Source organism: Methylobacterium sp. GXF4, from assembly GCF_000272495.1.
Lineage (GTDB): Bacteria > Pseudomonadota > Alphaproteobacteria > Rhizobiales > Beijerinckiaceae > Methylobacterium > Methylobacterium brachiatum.
This window is the reverse complement of the sequence record NZ_AKFK01000022.1, coordinates 25,318-48,779: the sequence shown is the minus strand read 5'-3', so window position 1 is coordinate 48,779 and position 23,462 is coordinate 25,318. Positions and strand designations below refer to the sequence as shown.

Genomic DNA, 23,462 nt, shown 5'->3' with positions numbered 1-23,462 from the left:
CGACATGACCACTTATGTTGAAGCTTGAGGAACGGAAACCAATCCAATTTACCGAGTCAGACCGCAAGGCATCCACGCCGGCCCTTCGAGCAGTCTGAGGAGTAAAGCCCAACGAGGCGAGCGTGGAGATCGGAGACGAATCCGACCTCAGACTGAATGCAGAGATACTTGCTCAACGTCGCGAACGCCGCTCCCGATCTGTGGAACGCAAAATTCGCGATGCCCACGCCCGCTGACCTATCGCTATCGGGGGCGGAGAGCGATCACCGCGGACGTGGGCTGCCGAGTGTAGGCTCGACAGCCACGCTTAGCCTCCGACGGGCCCGTACTTCAATCGTATGGAATGTACCAAGCCGCCAAATCTCATGAGGGCTCAGATCGCCGAGAGCTACCTGAACAGCGGCAATTCCGCGCCGAGAGTACAGAGTCCTGCTAGAAACAGTGCGCCGCTGGCAGCCTCTAGAATGACCTTGAACCGCTCGCAAACCAAAGACGCCCCGGCTGAAATTGTACCAGTTATCAAGCAGATCAAACTGATCATGGTCAACGCACCGCCACTCCATCGGGATGGAGGACGATCTACGGTGGGAAGAAATGGAAAGTTTCAATCCTCGGATACAGTGCGGCCGATCGCGCCTTAGGAATGTTGCTCGTGCATCCAGTGCCGGGCCACCAGCAACAGACGCGAAGGAGAACGGACGGATGAAGCAGTACGTCCTCGTGACAGCAGCATTTATCTCCAGCGCTGTCCCGGCCGCAGCGAATGTTTGCGAGGAGGAGATGACGCGCGCCTCCGCCCGCTACGGCGTGCCGCTGGGCGTGTTCTACGGCGTCGGCCTCGCGGAGGCTGGTCGGCGCGGCTCGCTGAGCCCTAGATGTTTGATCCCAGGGTTTGATGGTGCAGTTTTCTCACGTGAGTGGAAGGACGCGCTATGGGCCAGGTTCAGCACGGGAGCGCCACGACGACAGCGGCAGTCCGTCGAGCGATACAGCATAGTCAAGCGAGTCTGAGGGCGCTGGCGGCCCGTTACGGCGTCGACCCAAAGACCGTCGCGAAGTGGAAGAAGCGGTCCTCTGTGGCTGACCGGAAGACGGGCCCCACAGAACCCCGATCCACGGTGCTGTCGGCGGAGAACGAGGCGGTGATCGTCGCCTTCCGCCGACATACCCTCCTGCCACTCGACGACTGCCTCTACGCCCTCCAGCCGACGATCCCGCACCTCACGCGCTCAAGCCTGCACCGTTGCCTGCAGCGCCATGGCATCTCGCGGCTCCCCGAGGTGGGGGGCGACAAGCCGTTCCGTGCAAAGTTCAAGCGGTACCCGATCGGCTACTTCCACATCGATATTGCTGAGGTGCACACCGAAGAAGGCCGGCTTTACCTGCTCGTGGCGATCGATCGGACCTCCAAGTTCGCCTTCGCCGAGTTGCACGAGAAGGTCACGCGCCGGGTCGCCGGCAATTTCCTGCGGGCCCTTGCTGCCGCCGTTCCCTACAAGATCCACACCGTGCTCACCGATAACGGCACGCATTTCACCGAGCCGTCCGGCAACACGTGGACGCCGGAGGAGATCAGAGCGATGCGCGCCGAGAAGGTGCTGTTCCGCTGCCACTCCTTCGAGGGTGCCTGCACCGACCTCGACATCGAGCACCGTCTCACGAAGCCGCGCCATCCCTGGACGAACGGTCAAGTTGAGCGGATGAACCGCACGATCAAGGACGCCACCGTCAAACGCTTCCACTACGACAGCCACGATCAGCTCCGGCAGCACCTCGAAGACTTCGTGGCCGCCTACAACTTCGGCCGCCGCCTCAAGACGCTACGCGGCCTCACACCCTACGAAGCTATCTGCAAAGCCTGGGTGGACGAGCCCTCTAGGTTCACTCAGAACCCGCACCACCAAATCCTGGGACCAAACATCTAGGGCGTGAACATCGCCGGGACCGCCTATCTCGGCACGGGGCCGCGGGACGTCGTGGCCTGCTTCACGGAAGCGCGCAGCAACGGCGTGCGCCTGATCGATCTCCGCTGCATTCAGATCAATCACCATTTTCACGACAGCAAGTTCAGCTCGGTCGGGATCATGATCGACCCGCACACGGACGTGCGATATGCCACGCAATTCCTGCAGGAACTTAAGAAGCGGGAGGGCAGCTGGACCATGGCGGTGGCCCGCTACCATGCCGAGCCGAACAACAATGCGGCACAGAAGCAGTATATCTGCCGGGTCGGCGCCAACATGGTCGCGACAGGATTCGGTCAATGGACCCCGGCGGCGACGCAATTCTGCCGGTGATGCACCGTGCGCGGCCGAGATGCCTCGGATGCGCAGAATCACGCTTTTGGCGGCCGGTATCTGAGCCGACCGCCCGTCGGAATAGGGGCAGAAGCACCCGCACGAAACGGATTCTTCAGCGCCGACAGCGCAGATGACTCGGCACGCTATGCGGATGCCGCCTATCGGCCGCTCAGACGTTGAGCAAGACGGCAGACGCCACCATCCTTCCGGGGCTGGGGAGCATTATGAACGACGCGCCAGACCCACCCGACGGCCCGTTCACGAAGACGCTCCTGCTGTTTGCCGTCACCGTCGTGGTCATCGCGGTCTCGGCCTACATCCTGATCCGGATGGATTGATAGGCGCCGCGGCTCCGGTCTCGCGGCATCGCGCTCCCGAAGCCGCCCGCGAACCGAGACGTCAGAGGTTCCGGCAACTGCCGTAGCTCATCTTGATCTCGGTGCGATCCTCTGGGTTCAGCTGTGCCTCGACGAAGTTCAGCTTGTTGAGGTCGATCAGCAGAAAATAGACGCCGTTCTGGCATTTGATCGCATTGCGCGGCGTGCGCTCGTTCAAGCGCGGCGACGCCACCTGGCATTCGTAATAGTCGGAGCGCCCGGCGGAGATGACGGTCAGCAAGCCGCCGCTGGAGACCAGCGAGAAGGTCCGCGCCCGTTGCGGCTGCGGCTTCGCACCCTCGGGGAGGGGGACCGCGTCCAGCCCTACCGACACCTCCTCCGTACAGGTCATGGGGCGGCGCAACTGAGAGGCCGCCGGCGCGATGCCCAGCATCAGGACCGTGCCAGCGAGCGCTACCCTATGGGCGATCATCGGTCGGCATTCCGTGATTCGTGGGTAGTTTCAGCCAGCAAGCTAAAGCGTCATCCGTCGATGTAAACGTCGCTCCCGGCGGCGGCGAGACAGATCGACAGATTTACCGCCGGGCATGATGGCAGTTCATCTGCCATTACGGGTCACGCCAATCCGTTCGACAACATCCGCGGCCGCCGTACCGGAGCGTCGCCACGCGTCCCGGGATGTCCGCGCGGCCGGATCGGGTTCGACAGGATCGAGACCGCGGCACGGGAATGCCGGATGGCCTGACGGGTTCCGAAAACCGGCCGGCGCCTTCCGGGCGGGCGCACGGATTCGGCGGGAGCACGCTCGGGCGGCGGCGGCCTCCGCGATGCGTCCCGAGCATCGGCCTTCGACGGCCGATAGCGTCATGTCCGGACAAAGCCGCGCGGGTGCGGGGGCGGGCGGGCGGCGGGGCAGGGCGCGTGCAGCCCCGCCAGCCCACGCGCGGATCGGGCCGGCCGATCCGGCCCTCCCGTGACGAGCGCTACTGCGCCGGCGGAACCGGGCCCGCCGCATAGCTCGAGACCGCCGGAGGCAGCGCGGCGGAAGCCGGCATCTCCTTCTTGGCGGCGCGGGTATCGCGCTTCTCGTAGAAGGCGTTGCCGCCGGCCACGGCGACGTAGTGCATGTTCTTGTAGGGGAAGTGATGGCCGGCGGTGTGGAAATACATCGCCTTCCCAACCTTCGGGTGACGCTCGCCGGCCAGAACCGCGTCGGCCGCCTCGGCGACCTTCTGAAGATCGCGCTCCTGCATCGGCTTCGTGAGGACGCCGGGGGCGAACTGGCCGGGCTGTCCGACCACCGCGCAGATGCCGCCGGGGAAGATCGCGGCCTCGAGCCGGTTCATGACCACGGTGCCGACGGCGATCAGGCCGCCCTCGTCGCTGCGATTCGATTCGAAATACATGGCCCGGCCGAGGCAGTCGCGCTCGGCATCGCTGACGACCATCGTCGGCTTGCGGTCGGGGATCGATCCCGTGGTCAAGGGGGACGCGGTGTTGCACGCGCCCAGGCCGCCGGCGAGGGCCAGCACGGCCAATCGGGAAACGATCTGAGTCCTCTCGCTACCTCGCATGCATCAGCGCTCCATCCTCCTGCAGCCTCGTTTCGGTGCGAGACGGCCGCCCTATCGCGGTCTCGCCTCACGCCGCCGTTGTACGCGCCAAGCTTGAGTTCACGTTCGCGGCGAGGATGTGGCGGGCTTTCGCCCGTGCCTCGCGCAGGGCGGCCCCCCGCAGGCCTCTCCAGCCGGCCGGGAAGGCCCGGAGCCCGTTCCCTTCGGGCCTGGACGGCTGCGGCGGCGGGCAGGCCCGTCCGATGCGAAAACCTGTTTTCCGCCAGCGCCATAACGGCCGCGCGGGAATCCGCGCGGCACGGGATTCGGCGACCGTGCCGGGAAACTGTCGCGGCGGGGAGAGGATTGGGCGAAAGGCCCGGCGTTACCTCGGCGACACACAGGCCGCCGATCGGTCGCGGGACGGCGCTGCGGCGGTCCGGAACGGGATCTCGGTCACCGCCGCACCGCCGGGCGGTGTCGCGAGCGCGGGCTATGCCGGCATCACCACCGGCCTCGGCAGGCCGCTTCCGAGCGGGGCCTGGGCAGCCGGGGCGGGGGCCTCAGTGCTGACCCTGCCCGGCCGCCAGGATGGCCACGCCCACCGCGATGATCGCGATCCCGACCAGCATGGTCGGGCTGATCGGCTCGCCGTAGAGCCAGGCGCCGCCGAGCGCCGCGCCGATCATGCCGACCCCGGACCAGATCGCGTAGACGATCCCGATCGGCAGCATGTCCATGCTGCTCGACATCAGCCACAGAGCTGTGCCGTAGCCGACGGCCACGATCAGGGTCGGCCCCGGCTTCGTCAGGCCGTCGGCGGCTTTCAGCGCCAGGGTGGCGGTGACCTCCGCGCCGATCGCGAGCCCGAGGATCAGGAAAGGGTTCATCGCGCGGAAGACTTTCGTTCGAGAGGTGAAGACGGTTTCAAGAGGAACCCGGTTTCCCCGGCCTTGCAGCGGCGATCGGACAGCCAGTGCAGGCAGGCGTTTGTGCGCAGCCTCGGCCGGCCCTAGGATGCGGCCAGATTTCGATGCCCCTTGTCCGTCGAATCGGTGAACATTTTCGAATCATCGGGGCCGGGACCGCACGGCTGTTCCCTGAATTCAACCTTCGGCCGGGTTGGCCCTTCGTTAACGCCTCCTCATCATGGTCGCCGCGCGTGCCGTGGCCCCGGTCGACGGCGCCACGACCGTGACGATCCACAGCGATACTGATCCACCATGACCTCGTCGCCCGCGATCCCGCAACCCTCGGTCCGTCCCCGTCCGGGGCGCCGGCGGGGCGCGCGCTGGGGCGTGATCGCCGCGGCCGGCGGCGTCGTGGCGGCCGGTTGCGCCTGGACCGCGACCGCGCTGATCAACGTTCCGAATCCGGTGACGCTGGCGGCCCTGGCTGTCATCGAGCCGTCCGCGATCGGCCCCTGGTTCCCCAGCCGGGTGGTGCAGGCGCCCGAACAGGCCCGCGACCTGCCGTTCCGGCCGGCCCCGATCCTGGAGCGCGTCCCCTGGAAGGGGAAGACCGTCCCGCTCGCCACGATGCTGGCGGAGACGCATACCAACGCCTTCCTGGTGGTGCAGGACGGGGTCCTGATCCACGAATGGCAGCGCCCCGGCACCGGTCCGGCGACTTTGTTCCCGTCCTGGTCGGTGGCGAAGTCGATCGTGTCGCTCCTGGTCGGCGCCGCGGTGGCGAGCGGCAAGCTCGCGGAGACCGACCGGGTCTCGGCCCTGCTGCCCGAGCTGCGCCACGGCGCGGTATTCAGCCAGATCACCGTGCGCGACCTGCTCGACATGACGAGCGGGATCGCCGTGCCGGAGAATTACGACCCCCAGCATCCGCTCACCGGCACCGCCGGGATGTACCTGACCCGGGACATCACCGCCTTCGTGCGCGACAACGCCCATCTGGCGTTCAAGCCCGGCAGCAAGGGCCGCTACCGCAGCATCGACACCGAGCTGCTCGGCCTCATCCTGGCGCGGATCGAGGGCAAGCCGCTGGCGGACCTGCTCTCGGAACGGATCTGGAAGCCGATGGGCGCCCAGGCGGACGCCACCTGGAACCTCGACCGGGCCGGCGGCATCGAGAAGGCGTTCTGCTGCATCAACGCCACGCCCCGCGACTTCGCCCGTCTGGGGCTGCTGGTGGCCGACCAGGGCCTGGCGGGGCAGAACCGCATCATCCCGGCCCGCTGGATTGACCGGATCGAGACGCCGGCCCGCCGGGAGGTCGATGGCTGGCAGTATTCGGCGCAGTGGTGGCACGCCCCCGGGGGCGACGAGAGCGACATCTCGGCGATCGGCGTCTACGGCCAGTACGTCTACGTGAACCGCGAGACCGGCACCGTGATCGTGAAGCTCAGCGACCACGGCGCCGAGCAGGACGAGGTCGACACCCTGTCGGTGATGCAGGCCATCGCCGGCGACCTCGCCGCCCGCCGCTCCGCCCGCTGACCCGGGCGCGACACCTCCGGAAAAGCCGGATCCCTCACCCCAGACCTCTCCCGTGCGGCAGAGGGGGCGCGTCGCGGCCTGCAACAAGGCCTGCACCTCGAACCTGTGTAGCCCGTGTGGGAGAGGGACCCGGTCGCGCTTCGGCGGAAACGACCTGCGACCACCGCAAACGACGGCGGTGAGGGCAGGGAGGCTGCTCAGGCCTCGGTCGGGCCCGCGTCCGGTGCAGGCCGCCGCCGGGCCAGCTGAACCAACCGGGTCAGCGACCCGACCCGCCCGTTGCGGATAAACCGCCGGCCGACATTGGTCCAAGCGATGGACGTCACCGGCGAGGCGGGATCGACCAGGGCGCTGAGCGCGCGGGCGTAATCGAGCACGAGGCCGGGGGTCCAGGTCATCGACCGGGCGCCGTTCCGCAGTAGGGCCGCCGCCCAGAATTCCGGGCTCGTCAGCGCCTGGGCGAGGTTGCGCCAGGGATGACCGTCGCGGCTGAACGCGCCCTCGACCGCCACGTCCAGGGCGCGGGCGACCGTGGTCGAGCAGTTGCGGCTGATGAAGTTGTAGGTGGTATCGCGGCGATAGGCCTCCCAGAACGCCCGCAGCCGGGCGCCGTCGACGCCGTTGAGCGTGACCGCGACGGTGGCCTCGCACCAATCCTCAACCTCCGCGCGATGCGATGGCAGGAACCGGCCGGCGACATCGTTCTCGGGACCGGCGCGCAGGCTCGACCGGAGGTTGGCCGGGGAGCGATCGATCTCCACCGCGGGGTAGTGGCTGATATAGAGGTCGCCGCCCTGCTCCAGGGCCGCGTGGCCGGTGGAGTACCGCCCCGCCACATCGACGGAGGCGACGTAGCGCCGGACCAGCCGCTGCGTGGCGGGCGTCGTGGCCTGCCCGGTCGGCGTCCAGACATAGACGGTCAGGCTGTCGGACCCCGGCGCGCCTTCCGGCAGGGGCTCCGGCGCCGTCCGCCGGGTGCGCAGGCCCGCCAGGGTCAGCCGCAAGCCGTTGATGACGAGGAACATCCCGATGCAGTAGCCGACGGTGCCGACATACCAGGTCGGCCAGGGCTGCAGGTGGAACACGCCGAAGGCGACGCCCAGCGCGCCCAGCGCCACCGAGGTCCGCCATTCGGGAAACTTCAGCAGGTAGGCGAGGACGATCCGGATCGTGCCGTCGACCAGGAAGACGGTGCCGAACAGCATCGCGAGCAGGAAGAAGCTCGAAGCCGAGGCCATCATGATCAGGATCGCGGCCAAGGCCAGGAACAGGCCCTTGAAGATCCGCAGCCGCCGGGCCGCTCCCGCGGCGATCAGGCCGGCACCGAGCGAACCGACGGCGTCCACCAGCAGGAGCAGGCCGAACCAGCGCTCCGGGATATGGACCGCCCCCGCGAGGGCATCGATCATGACCGCGACGCCCAGCAGGGCCAGCGCCACGCCCGCGCCCAGGATCAGATGCGCATGCCGGCGGACCGCCTCGCCGCCGACCAGCACCTGCCAGAGCGGCGCCATCCGGGCATTGCCCTCGCGCGGCGGACGATCCGGATCGAGTCCGTCATGCCGGTGGGGCAGGGAGGGGAGATGGGCCATGACAGGTCGTCTTCGGAAGCGCGCGTGCGACCCGCACCTTTCACGAATCGCCTGATGACTTTGTTAAAGCATGCGCGGCCGGAGCGCTTCCGAGGATGGTATCCACCGGGCCCATTCGGTTCTGGCGGACCACCCGATCAGTCGAGGACCGGGATACGGTGCTGGTTTCACACGAACCGAGCACCGCTCCCGAGCCTCGACTCGACCCGGATCAGTCCTTGCGTGCGAGAACCGGTTGAGCGTCCGATCCGCCAAGCCCCAGATCCGACAGCTTGTAGGAGATCTGGGCGAAGACGCCGTAGCGATCGGTCTCGAACTTGGTCGGGCTGCCGGGGGAGAACGGGAACTTGATACGGCCCGAACCGGTCTGCATCCGCCAGTAGCGGCCGCCGAAGCCGATGCTGACGGCGGGCGTTAGGTCGTACGAGACGATGCCCTCGGCGAAATAGCCATCCCCATCGCCCGTTTGTGGGAGCGGGTTGATGTTCGGCCGGAGCCAGTGCCGGTCAACGCCGGTCGCGGTCACGACGGGCAGGTAGGCGCCTTCCAGGCTGATCTTGAACCGATCGAACCGTGCAGCACCAATGAGGCCGATCCGCAGCGCATCCCATCGCAGGTTCTCGCTCAGGACGTTGATGTCGCTCGCCACGGCATTGCGGCGCGCGCAAATGGTGCCTCCAGCGACCTGGGTGCAACCGTACCCATTGGCCAGTTCGGCGTCGTACTGGTATCCGATAAATCCGCCCAGGCTGAAGCCGTCCCGGCGGAGTGCTGTGTAGCCAAGATCGACGACGCCGTAGCTGATGTCGCCGTCTTTGATCTGCGAGAGGGTCTTCGAGTAGGGGCGTATGGCGGGCGGGAAGTCTTCGTCGTACAGACGGCCGGAGGTGACGCCGCCCGAACCGAGGAAGCCCTTGGCGAACAAGCCCGTCGGGTTGTGATCGATCCGGGCGAAGCCTTCGCCCGCATGGCCATCCGTATCCTGATAGGTCAGCCGGGAATTGACTTGTCCAGGTCGCCGGTCAGATCCGAGTGTGTAGCGGGGGCCGCCCGAACTATAGAAGTAGCGTACGCCACCCTCGAAATCCCAGACTCCGCCACCCGGAGCGACGCCTGCTGGCGGAACGTGCACCCCATCGCCAAACCGGTAGTTCAGACCGACCCGGGCCAGGAACCCGTCCGTGGAAGCGCGCGCACCAATACGATAGTCAGTAGTGTCGTCGAAGACCGCATGACTGCCGAGATTGTAATACAGGCCTTCGACCTTGGCCGAGAGATGCTCGCTGAAGGCATATTCGAGGCCAGCACCGACTACATAGCCGAGACGAACCTCCCCATGGCGGGCATCAAAACTCGGACCAAATTGGCCCAGCAGGGCCTGTGTCGAGTCGATACGGACGTTGCCGACCGCGAGCCCGCCGGTCGCGTAGACCAGCGTCGGGCCGGTGGCGAGACCAACCTTGCCCCGCAGCGTCGCAAGGTTGTCCAGCCGCTGCCCAGCATGCGCAGTGCTCAGCGGATAATCGCCCCCGCCGACGGCCTGGAAAGTCCCCTCGCGGGCCCCGTAATCCCAGAGGCGGGTGAATTGGTAATCCGCCGCGCCGCCGACGAGCAGGTGCGCCCCGAAAAGCCGGTTGTAGCCGATCTCGCCACCCGCGATGAAAGCATCATCGGTTCCCTTGCGGGTCGCGATGATCGGGCAACCGACTGCGCCGAGCACCCCGTTCGGCCCAATGCAATCGAACCGCGTCGCGCTGTCCAGGGCTCCGTATCCGGCGAAGAGGCCGCCGTAGAATCCGGTCCAAACCGGTGCGGGCCCGCCACCTGATTCGACGATTGGTTTCTTGGTAAGATCTGCTGAATACGAGTGACTTAGAAAGATCGCCTCGATAATAACTGTAAAGATCAATCTTTTCATATCATAATCCTATAGATGACAATTTATTTGACACAAATTGACCTAGGCAAGGCTTAACATCCTGTTTTGTGTCGGACAACCTCAGGAACGAAGACGAATTACGCCGCTAAGCAAAATGTATATAATTAACTAGGATATAATTTGTCCAAATATTACAGAATACACGATATCAAAGTGATCGTTATGAACGCACTGTGAAATGAATACCTTCCGGAATCCAGGCGACATCTGACCATTTCTTTGAACTGTTGCCTCGATCACGCACCGCCAATGAAGATGCGCGGTCTCCGGGCCGCAACTCGCTGCGGTCGACCCAGGATGAGCGCGACACCGATCTTTGCAAATGAGCAATAATTGTCACCGCCCGCAGGCTTGGCAACCTCGTGTTGGATTTGTAGGACAAAAAGCGTTCAAAGACTATCCAAGGTAAACCCTAGACAATTCGCACACATTTCGTATTGTTAGTCGCCAATTTTGGCGGAGCATCAGCAGTCGGGCTGAAGTTTGAGCAGCACCCGCCGGTAAAATTATCGGTATATTCTGCAACAAAACTTTTAAAGCGCCGAAAACCTGAAGCGAGGGGACTATGAACACGATTGAATTGCACGAAAAGCCGCAAGAACCGAATTATGACTTGATCAAATGCACGGCTTCATTGGTCGCTGCTTATGTATCGCGAAACGCCGTCGGCGTCGGCGAGTTGCCGGTTCTGATCGACCAGGTTCACACGGCCATCTCGGTGCTGCAGGGCGCCACCCCCGGCTCGACCTCGGCCTGGACCGGTCCGACGGCCGCGCAGATCGAAGCCTCGATCGGCCAGGATGGCCTGATCAGCTTCATCGACGGCCGGCCCTACAAGACGCTCAAGCGGCACCTCACCGCCCATGGTCTCACACCTGAGCGTTACCGCGCCAAGTTCGGCCTGCCCGCCGACTACCCGATGGTCGCCCCGAGCTACGCCGAGCGGCGCTCGCAGATCGCCAAGGCGATCCAGCTCGGCCACAAGGTCGGCTGAATGAGCGTGCGCGTCCCTGCGCGGGCCGGATCCCGGTTTTGGGCCAACCGGACCGACCGCGCGGGACGCGCGCCTTGAGGGTCCCGCGCCCCGGGACCCGAACCCATGCGTTTCGAGACGATCCCGGAGCGCGTCACCCGCACGCTCCGCCGACCGCTCGCGGCCATCGCCGCGGTCGGTCGACCCGGCTCAGCCTCTGGCCACCGCCAGCGTGCCGTCATCCATCGGGATGAAGCGGATACCGGCGCGACGCAACGCGGCGACAGCCTGGAGGCGGGAGCGGCTCCCGCGATGCTCGCTGTCCTCCTCCAGGCGCCGGACGGTGGAATGCGACATGCCGCTGGCCCGGGCCAGGTCCATCATCGACCAGTCGAGTAGGGCGCGGGCGGCGCGCAGATGGTGGCCGGTTACGGCCTGGTCGAGCGCCTCGCCCAGAGCCAGCGACGCGGGTATCGGACTCTGGACCGGGCATTTCAGCCCGCAGCGTCCGAGATAGATGCCGTCCGGATCCCGGACCGGCACCGTGATGATCTTGAAATGCCAGAGTTCGCCGTTGGCCAGGCGCTCATGAGCCGTGCCCTGAAAGAACTCCTGCCGCTCGATCTGCGTCAAGGCCGCATCCTGGAAGGCCTGGCGCTCCTCAGGAACGATCATGGCGTAGGGGTTGAGGCAGATCTCCTCGTGCGGCAACCCGTGAACCTGCGCCATCTCGAAGGGAAACTCGTGCCGGAGATCGAGGCCGACCGAGAAGGCCGCGATGTGCTCGGTGAGGTAGAGCGCCCCCCGCCGCCGCCGCTCCTCCTTGCGCATCAGCGACAGCTGTTCCCGGTCGGTGACGTCGAGCGCCGACCCATTGATGGCGACGGGCCGCCCCTCTCCGGAAAAGCGCGCCTCCATCATCAGCGAGAGCACACGCACCGTGCCGTTCGGGCGGATGACCCGGACGGTCGTCTCGGGCGGGACATGGCCCTGCCGGACCTCGCCGAGCGAAGGCAGCCGGTGCCGATCCTCCGGATGGACCAGGCTCAAGAGGAGGTCGTAATCCGCCTTGGCGGCATTCGGGACGAGCCCGAGAAGGCGAAAAAATCCCGGCGACCAGATCTGCTCGCCACCCGCGAGCACCCAGCTCCAGGCGCCGCTCAACCCCCGGCTCTCAGTGATCGTCAGAAATTCTCCGGATGAGAACGTCAAGGCACTCAGGGCGGAATGAAACATCTCACATCATCTCGGATCTAATCTCGGGCACCGGGATTGGTCGGACCCGGCTGGCTGTCAGCTGGCGCCGATCCCTGGGCACAGGCCCCGTCAGTCGAGGCACGGACCCGGCACGTCCTGTCCCGCACGAGGACCGGACGCGTATTTCGTATAAAACGATACATTCCGATGTCCCCGACGCATCGATCCCAATACCGTATACGTATCGGCTTTTCGCCTCACCCCGTTCTTCAGGTAGATCGGATATGCATCGACCTCTGCATCGATCGTTCCAGATCGATAAAAACCGCATGATCTTGCTTACCGTCGGAAAGAATGTCGTGAAGTAGGCCCGAACCGCATATCCGACAATGCATGACAGAATAAATTTAATGTCACGCTAAAATGAAAGATTCAGTTCGGCTGAAATATCGTATGCCCAAGCCTGAATCTCCTGTCATTCCTGCCTTGATTGGCAGCGAATGCCTCCTTTCGGACAGGAAGAGTGCGGATTACGGCAAGCACTAGCGGCACGGGAGCCTGCTCATTTTGCAAGTGCGCCTTGCGAGTGCGCCCGGAACGCAGTGCCGCCGCGCGGTGCGGCGGTTATGCGCCGGGAGCTCCGGGGCCTCGAGCGGCCCTGCGATTGACAGGGCGCGCCGAACGGTGCCGATCCGTTGCGAGGCCGGCGGACGGCGCCGCACAGGGAGAAGCCGCATGAGGGTCGCCTGCGTCGGCGAGTGCATGGTCGAGTTGTCGGAGCGGCCGGACGGGAGCCTCGTCCGCGGCTTCGGCGGCGATACGCTCAACACCGCCCTCTACCTCGCCCGCCTCGGCGTGACGGTCGATTACGTGACCGCCCTCGGGGACGATCCCTGGAGCGACGCGATGGTGGAGGCCTGGAGCCGTGAGGGTATCGGCCTCGGCCGGATCCGGCGATTGCCGGGCCGGATGCCGGGCCTCTACATCATCCGCACCGACGAAGCCGGGGAGCGCAGCTTCCATTACTGGCGCGACAGCGCCGCCGCCCGGGACCTGTTCGCCGAGCCGGGCGCTCCCGAAACCCGCGCCGCCCTGGAGACCGACGACCTCGTCTACGTCTCCGGCATCAGCCTGTCGCTCTACGGCGAGGCGGGCCGCGCCGCCCTGGCCGAGACCCTGGCGGCCCAGCGCGCCCGGGGCGGGCTGGTCGCGTTCGACACCAATTACCGGCCCCGCGGCTGGCCGGACTGGGAGGTGGCCCGCACCGCGTTCCGCGCAGCCCTGGCGCAGGCGGATCTGATCTTCGCCTCGGTGGAGGACATGGACTGGCTGTTCGGCGCGGCGGGCGAGGACGAGGTGCTGCGCCATCGCGGCCGCGCCGAGATCGTGCTGAAGACCTCGGACGGCCCCAACCCGGTCGCGCGGGTGCTGCACGGGGCGAGCGAGACCGCCGTTCCGGCCGGCCCGGTGGAGCGGGTGGTCGACACCACGGCCGCCGGTGACAGCTTCGCGGCGGGCTACATCGCGGCCCGCATCGCCGGGCTGGCCCCGGAATCCGCCGCCGCCGAGGCGCACCGCCTGGCGGGCGCCGTGATCGGGCATCGCGGCGCCGTCATCCCTCGCGAGGCGATGCCGGCCCTGGCGTTCTGAATCCCGGGTTCCCGAAGGGCTCAGCCCTTTGGCGGGGTTCGGGGGCGGAGCCCCCGAGAACATCCATCGATCGGGCCGCCCTTGAGGCGGGCAAGCGCAGCCGCTACCTGTGCCCTCGGGGGCTCGATCGCCCCCGGGCAGGATCGCCGCGCATCGAGCGGCCGAGAGGGCACCCGTGGCGCCGAGTTCCCCGCCGATTCAGGCTCCCGAGCCCGACGCATCCGCGCCCGGCCCCGCCACCCCGAAGACGCGGGTCAGCGCGCGGGGGCGGCTGCGCACCTATTTCCTCACCGGCATCATCGTGGCCGGCCCGCTGGCGATCACCGCCTACATCACGTGGTGGTTCATCGCGCTGATCGATTCCTTCGTGAAGCCGCTGGTGCCGGCGAGCTACCTGCCGGACCATTACCTGCCGTTCTCGATCCCGGGGCTGGGCCTGGTCATCGCGTTCCTGGCGGTGACGCTGCTGGGCTTCCTGACGGCCAACCTGGTCGGCCGCTCGGTGATCGAGTTCGGCGAGGTGCTGCTGGCCCGGACCCCGGTGATCTCCGGCCTGTACAAGGGCCTGCGCCAGATCTTCGAGACCCTGTTCTCGGCCAACGGCACCTCGTTCCGCACGGTCGGCCTGGTCGAGTTCCCGGTGAAGGGCACGTGGTCGGTGGTGTTCCTGTCGGCCCCCGCATCCCCGGAGGTCGAGGGCGCGCTCCAGGCCCGCAACGCGGCCGGGGCGGACGAGATGGTCGGGGTGTTCCTGCCCTGCGCCCCCAACCCGACCACGGGCTTCTTCTTCTACCTGCCGCGCTCCGCAGTGGTGGAGGTGCATATCAGCGTCGACGACGCGGCCAAGCTGGTGATGTCGGCGGGCGTGATCCAGCCGGAGGACCCGCAGGGCCGCCTGCACGCCATGGCGGCGTCCCTCCGGGCTGCGCAGCAGGCGGGCGACCCGGCGGCCCAGCGGGAGCCGCAGGACGCGTGACCGCCAAAGGAAAGGGCCGCCCCGCATGCGCGGGACGGCCCTGAAACCTCGGTCGCGTGATCCGCGTGTCAGCGCTGCAGCGACGCCGTCTGCGGCGCGATGGTCGGCGGCGTCGCCTGGGCGACCGTCACGGCGCTGCGGGTCGGGGTCGGGCTCCAACCGGTGGTGCACTGGATCGTCAGGGCCAGGCCCAGCGCGATGCAGAGCCCGTTGGCGGCCAGCCAGAAGGGACGCGCGGCCCGCCGGACGGCGGCCTGCAGATCCTCCGACGTCTTCGTCACCGCCGCGGCGGCGCCATCCGAGATCGGCAGCAGCCAGGGCTCGGTCGGTAGGGCTTGGATACCGGCCATCTCGTGGGAGCCCGGCAGGTTTTGGAACAGTCCGTTCGACATGTCCGTCCTCCAGATTCGTCCGTGATGTCCCGGCTTACCGGGCCATTCGTTCATCTGCAGTTAAGGGAAGATTGTGGCTGATGCAAGGTCAAGGCCCTTGCCTACGCGCTTTCCCGCCCCCTCCGAGCCGGCCCTGAAGCGCGCGGCCCCACATGCAAGCACCTGACAAATATGGCCTTTCTTGGCAGGTCGTGCCTGCCGTGCATCAGGCGGCGGTTTTGTCCGGCATGTTCTCCAGCGCACATGGACGGGAGGTGCTTTCCTGAACGGCGCGCTTTCCTGAACGGCGCCGTTCAGGAAAGGCCCGGTCAGCCGGCCCCGATCAGCCGGATCGCGGCGTCGCGCTCGAACAGGTAGAGCAGCACCCGAAGCGCCTGCCCGCGCGGGCTCTTCAGGCCGGGATCGCGCTCGACGATCATCCGGGCGTCGTCCCGGGCGGCCTCCAGCAGGTCGCCGTCGCTCTCGAGGCGTGCCAGCCGGAAGGCCGCGAGGCCCGACTGGCGGGTGCCCAGCACCTCGCCCTCGCCGCGCAGCTTCAGGTCGGCCTCGGCGATGCGGAAGCCGTCCTCGCTGTCGCGCATCATCTCGAGCCGCGCCCGGGCCACCTGGCCGAGCGGACCCCGGTAGAGCAGCAGGCACGAGGACGCCTTGGAGCCGCGCCCGACCCGGCCGCGGAGCTGGTGCAGCTGCGCCAGCCCGAACCGCTCGGCATGCTCGATCACCATGATGGTCGCCTCGGGCACGTCGACCCCGACCTCGACCACCGTGGTCGAGACCAGGACCTTGGTCTCCCCGGCGGCGAAGCGGGCCATGGCGGCGTCCTTCTCGGGGCCCGGCATCTTGCCGTGGATCAGCCCGACCGCGTCGCCGAAATGCTGCTTCAGGTCGTCGAACCGCTCGGCCGCGGCAGCGAGGTCGATGAACTCGGATTCCTCGACCAGCGGGCAGATCCAGTAGACCCGCTCGCCCGTGGCGATTGCCCGGGCGAGACCGGCCACCACCTCGTCGATCCGCTCGGTCGGCAGGGTGATGGTGCGGATCGGCTGGCGGCCGGCAGGCTTCTCGTCGAGGACCGAGACGTCCATGTCGCCGAAGAAGGTCAGCGCCAGAGTGCGCGGGATCGGCGTCGCGGTCATGACCAGGAAGTCGACCGCCTCGCCCTTGGCGCCGAGCGCCAGGCGCTGGTGGACCCCGAACCGGTGCTGCTCGTCCACGACGGCGAGGCCGAGGTCCCGGAACGTCACGGCCTCCTGGAACAGGGCGTGGGTGCCGACCAGGATGTCGATCTCGCCCGCCGCGAGGGCGGCCAGCGTGCTCTTGCGCTCCGCGGCCCGGTCGCGGCCGGTCATCAGGCGCAGACGCAGACCGCCGGCCAGCGGCTGCAGCCGCTCGAAATGCTGCCGGGCCAGGATCTCGGTGGGGGCCATCAGGGCGGCCTGCCGCCCGGCCTCCACGGCCGAGGCCATGGCCAGCAAGGCCACCGCGGTCTTGCCCGAGCCGACATCGCCCTGGAGCAGGCGCAGCATCCGACGCGGCGCCGCGAGATCCGCGCGGATCTCCGCCACCGCCCGGGCCTGGGCGCCGGTGAGCGCGAAGGGCAGGGCGGCCTGGATCCGGCTGCTCAAGGCGCCGTCGCCGGCATTGACCCGGCCGGCCTTGCGCCGCTGGCGGGCGCGCATCAGGGCCAGCGCCAGCTGCGAAGCCAGCAGCTCGTCGTAGGACAGGCGCCGCCTTGCCGGGGTGGCGGGGGGCGGCTGGAGCGGGTCCTCGGCCTTCGGGAGGGGCTCCTCGGGGCGGTGCTCGACGCGCAGGGCATCCGCGAAGGCGGGCAGGCGGTTCCTCTCCAGCCAGGCCGGGTCCTGCCATTCGGGCAGGATCGGCAGGCGCTCCAGGGCCGCCACGGCGAGCTTGTTGATCGCCCGGGAGGTTAGCCCCTCGGTGGCGCCGTAGATCGGCTCGACGGCGGGCAGCTCGGCGAGCCCCGCCTCGTCCACGATCCGGGACGGGTGGACCATCTGGCGGGTGCCGTCCCACAGGTCGATCCGGCCGGTGATGTAGCGATGCGCCCCCAGCGGCAGCATCTTCTCCACCCGGGCCCGGGGCATGCCGAAGAACACCAGGGAGATGTCGCCGGTGGAATCCTCCACCAGCACCCGGTGCGGACGCTTGCCCGATCCGATCTGGGCCGGGCGGTGCGCCACCACGGTGACCCCGACGGTCACCGGCTCGCCCACGGGCGCCTCGCTGACCGAGCCCATCAGCCGGCGCGGGACGCCGCCCTGGGGCAGGTGGAACAGCAGGTCCACCACCCGGGCCTCCCGCTCCGGGGTGCCGAGCAGCTTCTCGATCAGCGGCGCCATCTTGGGGCCGACGCCCGGCAGGGCCCGGACCGGGGCGAACAGCGGGTCGAGGATGCTCGGGCGCAGCAGCGGCGCGCGGACGGCCTCGCCCTCCGGCGCCTCCGCGTCCGGGTCGTTCACGGCCGCGTCCCGGAGGGCGGCGTCCTGAGTCGCGCGTGCATCTGTCATGGTGGCTCGGCGGACATCCTGCCGGAGGCGCCTTATCATCCGGTGCATCCCGGCGCGCCAGTGCGGCGCAAGGTACACGGGCGCAGGGCACGGAGGCGACCGACCGCATGACGACGGATTTCCTGCCGGGCTTCGACCGGCACCGGATCGAGACCGCGCCGGGTGTGACGATCCATGCGCGCTCCGGCGGCTCCGGGCCGCCGGTCCTGCTGCTGCACGGCCACCCGCAGACCCTGTCCACCTGGCTGCACGTCGCCCCGCGCCTGGCCGAACGCCGCACGGTCGTGGCGATGGACCTGCGCGGCTACGGCGATTCGGACAAGCCCCCGGGCGGCGAGCGCCACGCGGCCTACGCCAAGCGCGCCATGGCGGCGGATGCGGTGGCGGTGATGCGGGCGCTGGGCCACGACCGGTTCGCGCTCGTCGGCCACGACCGCGGCGGCCGCGTCGCCCACCGCCTGGCCCTGGACCATCCGGAGCGGGTCGAGCGCCTCGCCCTGTTCGACATCGCCCCCACGGCGACGATGTACGCCCGCACCGACAAGGCCTTCGCCACCCGGTATTTCTGGTGGTTCTTCTTCATCCAGCCCCATCCCCTGCCGGAGCGGCTGATCGGGGCGGATCCGGAATATTTCCTGCGCCACCACATCGAGGGCCAGTCCAAGACCCCGGGCTCGACGCCGCCGGACCTCTTCGCCGAGTACCTGCGCTGCTACAGCGACCCGGCCTGCCGCCACGCGATCTGCGAGGATTACCGGGCGGCGGCGGGCATCGACCTGGAGCACGACGCGGCCGATTCGGACGCGCGGATCACGGCGCCGGTGCTCGCGCTCTGGGGCGCGAAGGGCACGGTCGGCCAGACCTACGACGTGCTGGAGACCTGGCGCGAGAAGGCCACCGACGTCTCGGGCCGGGCACTCGATTGCGGTCACACCCTGCAGGAGGAGCGGCCGGACGAGGTTTTTCGCGAGTTGTCGGCGTTCCTCGGGTGAGGCGCCTGTCAGCCTTCCGGCCGGAACACCTCGACCGCGAGGTGCGGCGTCATAATCTCGGTCCGGTCGAGGCCGCCGGGCTCAGCCTCGGCCCAAGCCTCCGTGTCGGCGAGGGCCTGCGCGTAGACGGCCTCCGGTACGTACCAGAACTCGGCGAAGATGCGCTCGCGCAGGCCCCGCAGGGTGTCGCCCGCAGAGGTCTCGAAGCGCCAGGCGATGTCGGACATCGCCACCGGGATCCGGGTCCAGCCCTGCGCGGCCATGAAGGCGACGAGTTCCGCGCTCGATCCCGGGTCCGGTCCGAGAAACAGCGTGTCGATGCCCGCCGCCCGGATCCGGTTCGTGAAATGCCGGCGGACGGCTTGGCCGTAAGCATCCCGATCGCGAATGTGCACGAGCGGAGCGCCGGGACGCGCCACCCGAATCAGCTCCCGGCAGGCCAGCTCCCAATCGGCGATGTGCATGAACAGCTTGGAGACGACGATGGCGTCGAAGGCGGCATCCGCTTCAGGCAGCGCCCGGACATCGGCCACCGCGTAGCTGGCCTGCCAACCCGACCGGCACTTCGCTTGCGCGAGTCGCACCATCTCGGCGGCGATATCGTAGCCTGCCACCATGTAGCCGCGTTCGGCCAGGGGTAGGGAAATCTGCCCGGTGCCGCATCCGGCATCGCAGATCCGGCCATGCCCCGGGAACAGCCCCGCCGCGATCAGCCGGTCGTAGCAGGCGTGCAGGCTGGCAGCCGGGATATGGCGCGTGGCGTCGTAGTGCGGGGCGACCGTGGAAAAGCTGGAGGCCAGTCCAAATCGTGTCGGCATGCGTTGCTCCGGGCTGCGGCGCTGTGGCCTTCGCGGATCGGGCTTGGCAGGGATACCGGAAAGCTCAGATAGGAAACACGGGCCGGGCAGCGGAATCGGCACGGGAACGGGTGAGCAATCGTGCAGGGCAGCAGGGCCGAAGGGGCAGCATTCGACGTCGCCGTGGTGGGCGCGGGGGCCGCGGGGCTGGCCGCCGCCCTGGCGAGCGCCCAGGCCGGCATCCGGACGGCCCTGGTCGGCCGCCACGCCCCCGTGGCGGACGGGCGCACGGTCGCCCTGCTCGACGGGTCGGTGCGCTTCCTGGGGGCCCTGGGCGCCTGGGAGGCCGTGGCCCCGCATGCGAGCCCGCTCTGCACCCTGCAGATCATCGACGACACCGGCAGCCTGTTCCGGCCGCCGCCGGTGCGCTTCCAGGCCGCCGAGATCGGCCTCGATGCCTTCGGCTGGAACGTCGAGAGCGCCCGCCTGGTGGAGAGCCTGCGGGTCCGCGCCCGCGCCCAAAAAAATCTCACCCTGGTCGAGGCGGATGCCGCCGGGGCCGCCCCCGGCGAGGCGGTCGCGCGCCTGACCCTGGCGGATGGCGGCACGGTCGCGGCCAAGCTGGTGGTTGGCGCCGACGGCGCGCGCTCACCGCTGCGGGCCGCCAGCGGCGTGCGCGTGCGCGACTGGACCTACCCGCAGAGCGCCATCACCACGATCCTGGCCCATGACCGTCCGCACCGGGACGTCTCGACCGAGTTCCACACCCGCTCCGGCCCGTTCACCCTGGTGCCGCTGCCGGGCGGATACCGGTCCAGCCTGGTCTGGGTCACCGGGGAGGGCGCGGCGCGGCGGCTGGCGGCGCTCGACGACGCGGCTCTGGGCCAGGCGGTGGAGCGGCAGGCCCGGGCGATGCTGGGCGCGATGCGGGTCGACGGCCCCCGGGGCCTCGTGCCGATGCGCGGCCTCTCGGTGTCGAGCCCGGTGGCGCAGCGCCTGGCCCTGGTCGGCGAGGCGGCCCACGTCTTCCCGCCGATCGGCGCGCAGGGGCTCAATCTCGGCCTGCGCGACGCCGCCGCCCTGCGCGACGCGCTGGTGGCCGCGGCCCGGGACGGCCGCGATCCCGGTACCCGGCCGGTGCTCGACGGCTACGCCCGCAGCCGGCGCCTCGATGCCGCCGCCCGCACCGCAGCGGTCGATCTCCTGAACCGCAGCCTGCTCACGGATCTCGTCCCGGTCGACGCGCTCCGGGGCCTCGGGCTGCTGGCGATGTCGTATCTCGGCCCGCTCCGGCGGGTGGTGATGCGCGAGGGCGTGCTGCCGCGACTCGGCGCGCCGGAACTGATGCGCGGGGCGCGCTGAACGCGTTCTCTCGGTTGGCGCTAGACTGGCCTTGGCCGCATCGGACCCGATCGTCCGGGCGTGCCATCCTGGATTGTCATCGCGAGCGCAGCGAAGCGACCCGGTGATGCGCCACGATTCGGGCAACCGCGCGCGGCCCTGGGTCGCTTCGCTGCGCTCGCGATGACGTAGCGCGGCGTCGGTTGAGGAACGCGTTTCTAAAGGTCTGGCTGGGCCGCCACGTAGGCGCCGAGGCGGGTGGCGAGGTCCACCGGGCCGCCGGCCCGGCCCTCGGCGGCGTCGCCGATCAGGATGACCGGGATACCGCGGTCGCGCAGCTGGCCGCGCAGGCGTGCGGCGCGGCGGGCATAGGCGGGATCGCGACGGGTCGGGGCCTGGAGCAGCACCGCCGCCGGGCGGGCGATCACGGCCAGGACATCGTCCGCCGCCTCCATCGAGGCGGTGACACTTGCGTAGCCGAGGTTGGCCAGCTCGCCCGAAAGGGACCGGTCCACGGCGCGGACGCCGTCATCGACCACGAGCACTTGTTGCAGCGCACCCATAGGCTTGAGCGGTACCTCATGAAGCGTGGCTTGGGAAGATAGCCAGAACCACAATCCGAAGCGAAACCCACGAAGGCGCGGATCGGATCCGTCCCGTCATGTGCGCTTGCGAGATTATCTGCCACGCCTGAGCGCCGGATGAACCGACGAAAGGCCGCCGTTCAGGCTGTCTCCACCCCGGTCACGACCCCGTCGGACAGGATCGGCCGACAGCCCGAGTCCCGCCACGCCTCGACCTCCAGCTCCGGGATGCCGCCGCGGGGGAGTGCCGCCGTGGCGCAGGCCAGGCCGCGATAGACCAGCGGGCCCTCCAGCCCGTCGCCGGGATCCAGGATCGCGAGATCGAGGAGCGCCCGGGGCAGGGGCGCCCGGTCAGGGTGGGCCAGGGTCGCGGCGAGGTCGCGCCCGCCCGGTCGCGTGAGGACCACATCCTCGTCGAAGACCAGCGAATCGAGGCGGCGCGCCCCGGGCGATTCGGGGGCCGCGCTCACGATCGCGCGCGCGGGCGCCCGGTGGATCACGTTGAGGGCCCGCACGGTCCAGGGGAGAGGCATGGCCGCGAGCGCCGCCTCGATCAGGGACGGGACCACAAGCCGGGTCGGAACCGGCCGCATCAGGCCGGCCCGGAAGCCGGCCTCGTCGAAGGGAATCACGGTCTCGAGGCTGGCGCCGACCGCGAGCGCCGCCCCGAGGCCGGTCACCAGGCCGCGCAGGTCGTGGGCCGGCAGGAGCGTCAGGATCCGCTCGTCCGCCGTCACCGGGAGGGTGTCGAGATGGGCCTCGATCGCCGCAGCGAGCGCCGCCGCACTGCGGTAGACCGGCCGGGCCGGATCGCCCGCCGCGAAGGTGACGAGGCCGAGGCTCGCCACGGGCTCGACGATTCCGCGCTCCAGGGCCATCGCGTCGAGGCTGATCACGCCGTCCGGAATGCCCGGACCGAAGGCCGCGAGGTAGCGCAGGCCGAAATGGCCCATGGCCGCGCGGGCGAGATCCTCGGCCGGGCGGCGGGCGCCGCGGCGGCCCTCCGTCAGCACCGCGACCAGGCCGGCGGACGCGATCCCGGCCGAGAGCTGGTCGGCATCCCAGAGGGCGGGCATCGGGCAGGGGAGGTGGCCGGCCGCCTCGACGGCCAGGTGGGCGAGGGCCGATTCGGCGCCGCCGGAGAACCACAGGCCGACCCGGCTGCCGGCGGGCAGCCGCCACGCGCCGATCCCGCGGGCGAGGCGGCCGACGATCTCGGCCGCGGCCGCGTAGGTCCAGGTGATCGGCGGGCGCCCGCACCAGGCCACCCGGTCCCCCGAATCACGCAGCGCCGTGCGCTGCGGGCCGGTCCGGGCCGCCGCGAACAGGCTGGCCGACAGGCCGCCGGACCGCGCGGACGCATCCGGCGCGGCGTCGGCCGTCCTCTCCGCCACCGCGAACGCGCTCAATCCGCCCCCCTCCCACACTGCAGATCCACCCGCATGGTCGGCCGACTATGGTTAACCCCCAGCTAAGACCCGTTCACTTGAGCGAGGCTGTCGTCGCCGCGGATGGCCGACCGCTTGGTTCGATGGCGCGGCCGGGCGACGTCGCGCTTGCAGCCGGAGAGGCGCAGGCCTATCGGGGGCCGGCTGCGGCACGGGGTTCCCCGAGGGGCGCTCGGTGCCGCGGTGTCATGCCTTCGCCTCATTCGGAGGGGACAGGCAGGCCGCCCGGTCGCCGGGGCGAGGGATGCGCGCAACCGGCGCCCATCCCCGCCCGATGGTCGGACCGATTCATCCGGAGCCCCGGGAGGCACGCCACGGCGCTGCGCATCCGGTGGTCCGGCGGACCAGCCCGTCAGGCCGGCTCCGCATTCCGCAAGCCACACCACGTTTCTCCAAAGGGGTCAGAGCC

At 68.9% G+C, this 23,462-nt stretch carries 20 protein-coding genes; 9 read left to right on the top strand and 11 right to left on the bottom strand.

Annotated elements, in window-relative coordinates; all coding sequences use genetic code 11:
• The first annotated feature begins 702 nt into the window (after window positions 1–702).
• Genes WYO_RS31430 through WYO_RS03635 form a run of 3 tightly spaced genes read left to right on the top strand, consistent with a single transcriptional unit; the run spans window position 703 to window position 2,297 of the window.
• Window positions 703–1,011 (top strand): hypothetical protein, encoded by a 309-nt coding sequence (locus WYO_RS31430; protein ID WP_165486540.1) that lies wholly within the window; start codon window positions 703–705, stop codon window positions 1,009–1,011.
• Window positions 933–1,925: an IS481 family transposase gene (locus WYO_RS03640; protein ID WP_007559165.1), complete on the top strand. Its 993-nt coding sequence runs from the start codon at window positions 933–935 to the stop codon at window positions 1,923–1,925. Before WYO_RS31430 ends, WYO_RS03640 begins: the two co-directional genes overlap by 79 nt.
• 3 nt (window positions 1,926–1,928) lie before the next feature.
• Window positions 1,929–2,297: a lytic transglycosylase domain-containing protein gene (locus WYO_RS03635; protein WP_007559163.1), complete on the top strand. Its 369-nt coding sequence runs from the start codon at window positions 1,929–1,931 to the stop codon at window positions 2,295–2,297.
• 402 nt (window positions 2,298–2,699) lie between these two features.
• Here WYO_RS03635 and WYO_RS03630 read toward each other — a convergent pair whose 3' ends face one another.
• The 3 genes from WYO_RS03630 to WYO_RS03620 form a co-directional block, all read right to left on the bottom strand.
• Window positions 2,700–3,110 carry a hypothetical protein gene (locus tag WYO_RS03630; RefSeq protein WP_007559160.1) on the bottom strand — a complete coding sequence of 137 codons (411 nt, stop codon included), beginning with the start codon at window positions 3,108–3,110 and terminating at the stop codon, window positions 2,700–2,702.
• A 511-nt stretch (window positions 3,111–3,621) separates the two neighbouring features.
• A complete protein-coding gene (locus WYO_RS03625; protein ID WP_244424042.1) occupies window positions 3,622–4,170 on the bottom strand; it encodes a cell wall hydrolase in 549 nt (182 codons plus the stop codon).
• Window positions 4,171–4,754: 584 nt separating this feature from the next.
• Window positions 4,755–5,081: a multidrug efflux SMR transporter gene (locus tag WYO_RS03620; RefSeq protein ID WP_007559157.1), complete on the bottom strand. Its 327-nt coding sequence runs from the start codon at window positions 5,079–5,081 to the stop codon at window positions 4,755–4,757.
• 333 nt (window positions 5,082–5,414) lie between these two features.
• Here WYO_RS03620 and WYO_RS03615 point away from each other — a divergent pair, with 333 nt between their 5' ends.
• Window positions 5,415–6,644 carry a serine hydrolase gene (locus WYO_RS03615; RefSeq protein ID WP_007559155.1) on the top strand — a complete coding sequence of 410 codons (1,230 nt, stop codon included), beginning with the start codon at window positions 5,415–5,417 and terminating at the stop codon, window positions 6,642–6,644.
• A gap of 197 nt (window positions 6,645–6,841) precedes the next feature.
• Here the strand turns inward: WYO_RS03615 and WYO_RS03610 are convergent, their stop codons facing one another.
• Both WYO_RS03610 and WYO_RS03605 read right to left on the bottom strand, forming a co-directional pair.
• The gene (locus tag WYO_RS03610) at window positions 6,842–8,236 is read right to left on the bottom strand and encodes a DUF4105 domain-containing protein (RefSeq protein ID WP_007559153.1); all 1,395 of its coding nucleotides are present in this window, start codon (window positions 8,234–8,236) and stop codon (window positions 6,842–6,844) included.
• A 211-nt stretch (window positions 8,237–8,447) separates the two neighbouring features.
• Window positions 8,448–10,154, bottom strand: a complete 1,707-nt coding sequence (locus tag WYO_RS03605) for an outer membrane beta-barrel protein (protein WP_007559151.1) — start codon at window positions 10,152–10,154, stop codon at window positions 8,448–8,450.
• A gap of 586 nt (window positions 10,155–10,740) precedes the next feature.
• Here WYO_RS03605 and WYO_RS03600 point away from each other — a divergent pair.
• The gene (locus tag WYO_RS03600) at window positions 10,741–11,169 is read left to right on the top strand and encodes a MucR family transcriptional regulator (protein ID WP_007559150.1); all 429 of its coding nucleotides are present in this window, start codon (window positions 10,741–10,743) and stop codon (window positions 11,167–11,169) included.
• Window positions 11,170–11,358: 189 nt separating this feature from the next.
• Here WYO_RS03600 and WYO_RS03595 read toward each other — a convergent pair whose 3' ends face one another.
• Entirely contained in the window at window positions 11,359–12,312 is a 954-nt protein-coding gene (locus tag WYO_RS03595; RefSeq protein WP_244424040.1) for a helix-turn-helix transcriptional regulator, read from the bottom strand.
• Between the two features lie 768 nt (window positions 12,313–13,080).
• Here WYO_RS03595 and WYO_RS03590 point away from each other — a divergent pair.
• Together WYO_RS03590 and WYO_RS03585 are read left to right on the top strand one after the other, a co-directional pair.
• Window positions 13,081–13,995 (top strand): sugar kinase, encoded by a 915-nt coding sequence (locus WYO_RS03590; protein ID WP_007559146.1) that lies wholly within the window; start codon window positions 13,081–13,083, stop codon window positions 13,993–13,995.
• Between the two features lie 175 nt (window positions 13,996–14,170).
• Window positions 14,171–14,971, top strand: a complete 801-nt coding sequence (locus WYO_RS03585) for a DUF502 domain-containing protein (protein ID WP_007559144.1) — start codon at window positions 14,171–14,173, stop codon at window positions 14,969–14,971.
• 68 nt (window positions 14,972–15,039) lie between these two features.
• Here the strand turns inward: WYO_RS03585 and WYO_RS03580 are convergent, their stop codons facing one another.
• Together WYO_RS03580 and recG are read right to left on the bottom strand one after the other, a co-directional pair.
• Window positions 15,040–15,363, bottom strand: coding sequence for a hypothetical protein (locus WYO_RS03580; RefSeq protein ID WP_007559143.1), 324 nt, complete (start codon window positions 15,361–15,363; stop codon window positions 15,040–15,042).
• Between the two features lie 308 nt (window positions 15,364–15,671).
• Window positions 15,672–17,891, bottom strand: coding sequence for an ATP-dependent DNA helicase RecG (recG, locus tag WYO_RS03575; protein WP_007559142.1), 2,220 nt, complete (start codon window positions 17,889–17,891; stop codon window positions 15,672–15,674).
• A gap of 107 nt (window positions 17,892–17,998) precedes the next feature.
• On the opposite strand from recG, the gene WYO_RS03570 reads away from it, so the two are divergent.
• A complete protein-coding gene (locus WYO_RS03570; protein ID WP_007559141.1) occupies window positions 17,999–18,883 on the top strand; it encodes an alpha/beta hydrolase in 885 nt (294 codons plus the stop codon).
• Window positions 18,884–18,891: 8 nt separating this feature from the next.
• Here WYO_RS03570 and WYO_RS03565 read toward each other — a convergent pair whose 3' ends face one another.
• The gene (locus WYO_RS03565; RefSeq protein WP_007559139.1) at window positions 18,892–19,701 is read right to left on the bottom strand and encodes a class I SAM-dependent methyltransferase; all 810 of its coding nucleotides are present in this window, start codon (window positions 19,699–19,701) and stop codon (window positions 18,892–18,894) included.
• Window positions 19,702–19,818: 117 nt separating this feature from the next.
• On the opposite strand from WYO_RS03565, the gene WYO_RS03560 reads away from it, so the two are divergent.
• Window positions 19,819–21,042 carry a UbiH/UbiF family hydroxylase gene (locus WYO_RS03560; protein WP_128754937.1) on the top strand — a complete coding sequence of 408 codons (1,224 nt, stop codon included), beginning with the start codon at window positions 19,819–19,821 and terminating at the stop codon, window positions 21,040–21,042.
• Between the two features lie 197 nt (window positions 21,043–21,239).
• On the opposite strand, the gene WYO_RS03555 is transcribed toward WYO_RS03560, so the two are convergent.
• Both WYO_RS03555 and WYO_RS03550 read right to left on the bottom strand, forming a co-directional pair.
• Window positions 21,240–21,584 (bottom strand): hypothetical protein, encoded by a 345-nt coding sequence (locus WYO_RS03555; protein WP_007559136.1) that lies wholly within the window; start codon window positions 21,582–21,584, stop codon window positions 21,240–21,242.
• A gap of 161 nt (window positions 21,585–21,745) precedes the next feature.
• Entirely contained in the window at window positions 21,746–23,014 is a 1,269-nt protein-coding gene (locus WYO_RS03550) for an AMP-binding protein (RefSeq protein ID WP_007559133.1), read from the bottom strand.
• Window positions 23,015–23,462 lie beyond the last annotated feature (448 nt).

Coding starts and splice junctions, on each gene's coding strand:
- WYO_RS03580 (WP_007559143.1), bottom strand. CDS start 15,363: ATGTCGAACGGACTGTTCCAAAACCTGCCGGGCTCCCACGAGATGGCC.
- WYO_RS03565 (WP_007559139.1), bottom strand. CDS start 19,701: ATGCCGACACGATTTGGACTGGCCTCCAGCTTTTCCACGGTCGCCCCG.
- WYO_RS03610 (WP_007559153.1), bottom strand. CDS start 8,236: ATGGCCCATCTCCCCTCCCTGCCCCACCGGCATGACGGACTCGATCCG.
- WYO_RS03615 (WP_007559155.1), top strand. CDS start 5,415: ATGACCTCGTCGCCCGCGATCCCGCAACCCTCGGTCCGTCCCCGTCCG.
- recG (WP_007559142.1), bottom strand. CDS start 17,891: ATGACAGATGCACGCGCGACTCAGGACGCCGCCCTCCGGGACGCGGCC.
- WYO_RS03590 (WP_007559146.1), top strand. CDS start 13,081: ATGAGGGTCGCCTGCGTCGGCGAGTGCATGGTCGAGTTGTCGGAGCGG.
- WYO_RS03555 (WP_007559136.1), bottom strand. CDS start 21,584: ATGGGTGCGCTGCAACAAGTGCTCGTGGTCGATGACGGCGTCCGCGCC.
- WYO_RS03620 (WP_007559157.1), bottom strand. CDS start 5,081: ATGAACCCTTTCCTGATCCTCGGGCTCGCGATCGGCGCGGAGGTCACC.
- WYO_RS03640 (WP_007559165.1), top strand. CDS start 933: ATGGGCCAGGTTCAGCACGGGAGCGCCACGACGACAGCGGCAGTCCGT.
- WYO_RS03605 (WP_007559151.1), bottom strand. CDS start 10,154: ATGAAAAGATTGATCTTTACAGTTATTATCGAGGCGATCTTTCTAAGT.
- WYO_RS03570 (WP_007559141.1), top strand. CDS start 17,999: ATGACGACGGATTTCCTGCCGGGCTTCGACCGGCACCGGATCGAGACC.
- WYO_RS03600 (WP_007559150.1), top strand. CDS start 10,741: ATGAACACGATTGAATTGCACGAAAAGCCGCAAGAACCGAATTATGAC.
- WYO_RS31430 (WP_165486540.1), top strand. CDS start 703: ATGAAGCAGTACGTCCTCGTGACAGCAGCATTTATCTCCAGCGCTGTC.
- WYO_RS03630 (WP_007559160.1), bottom strand. CDS start 3,110: ATGATCGCCCATAGGGTAGCGCTCGCTGGCACGGTCCTGATGCTGGGC.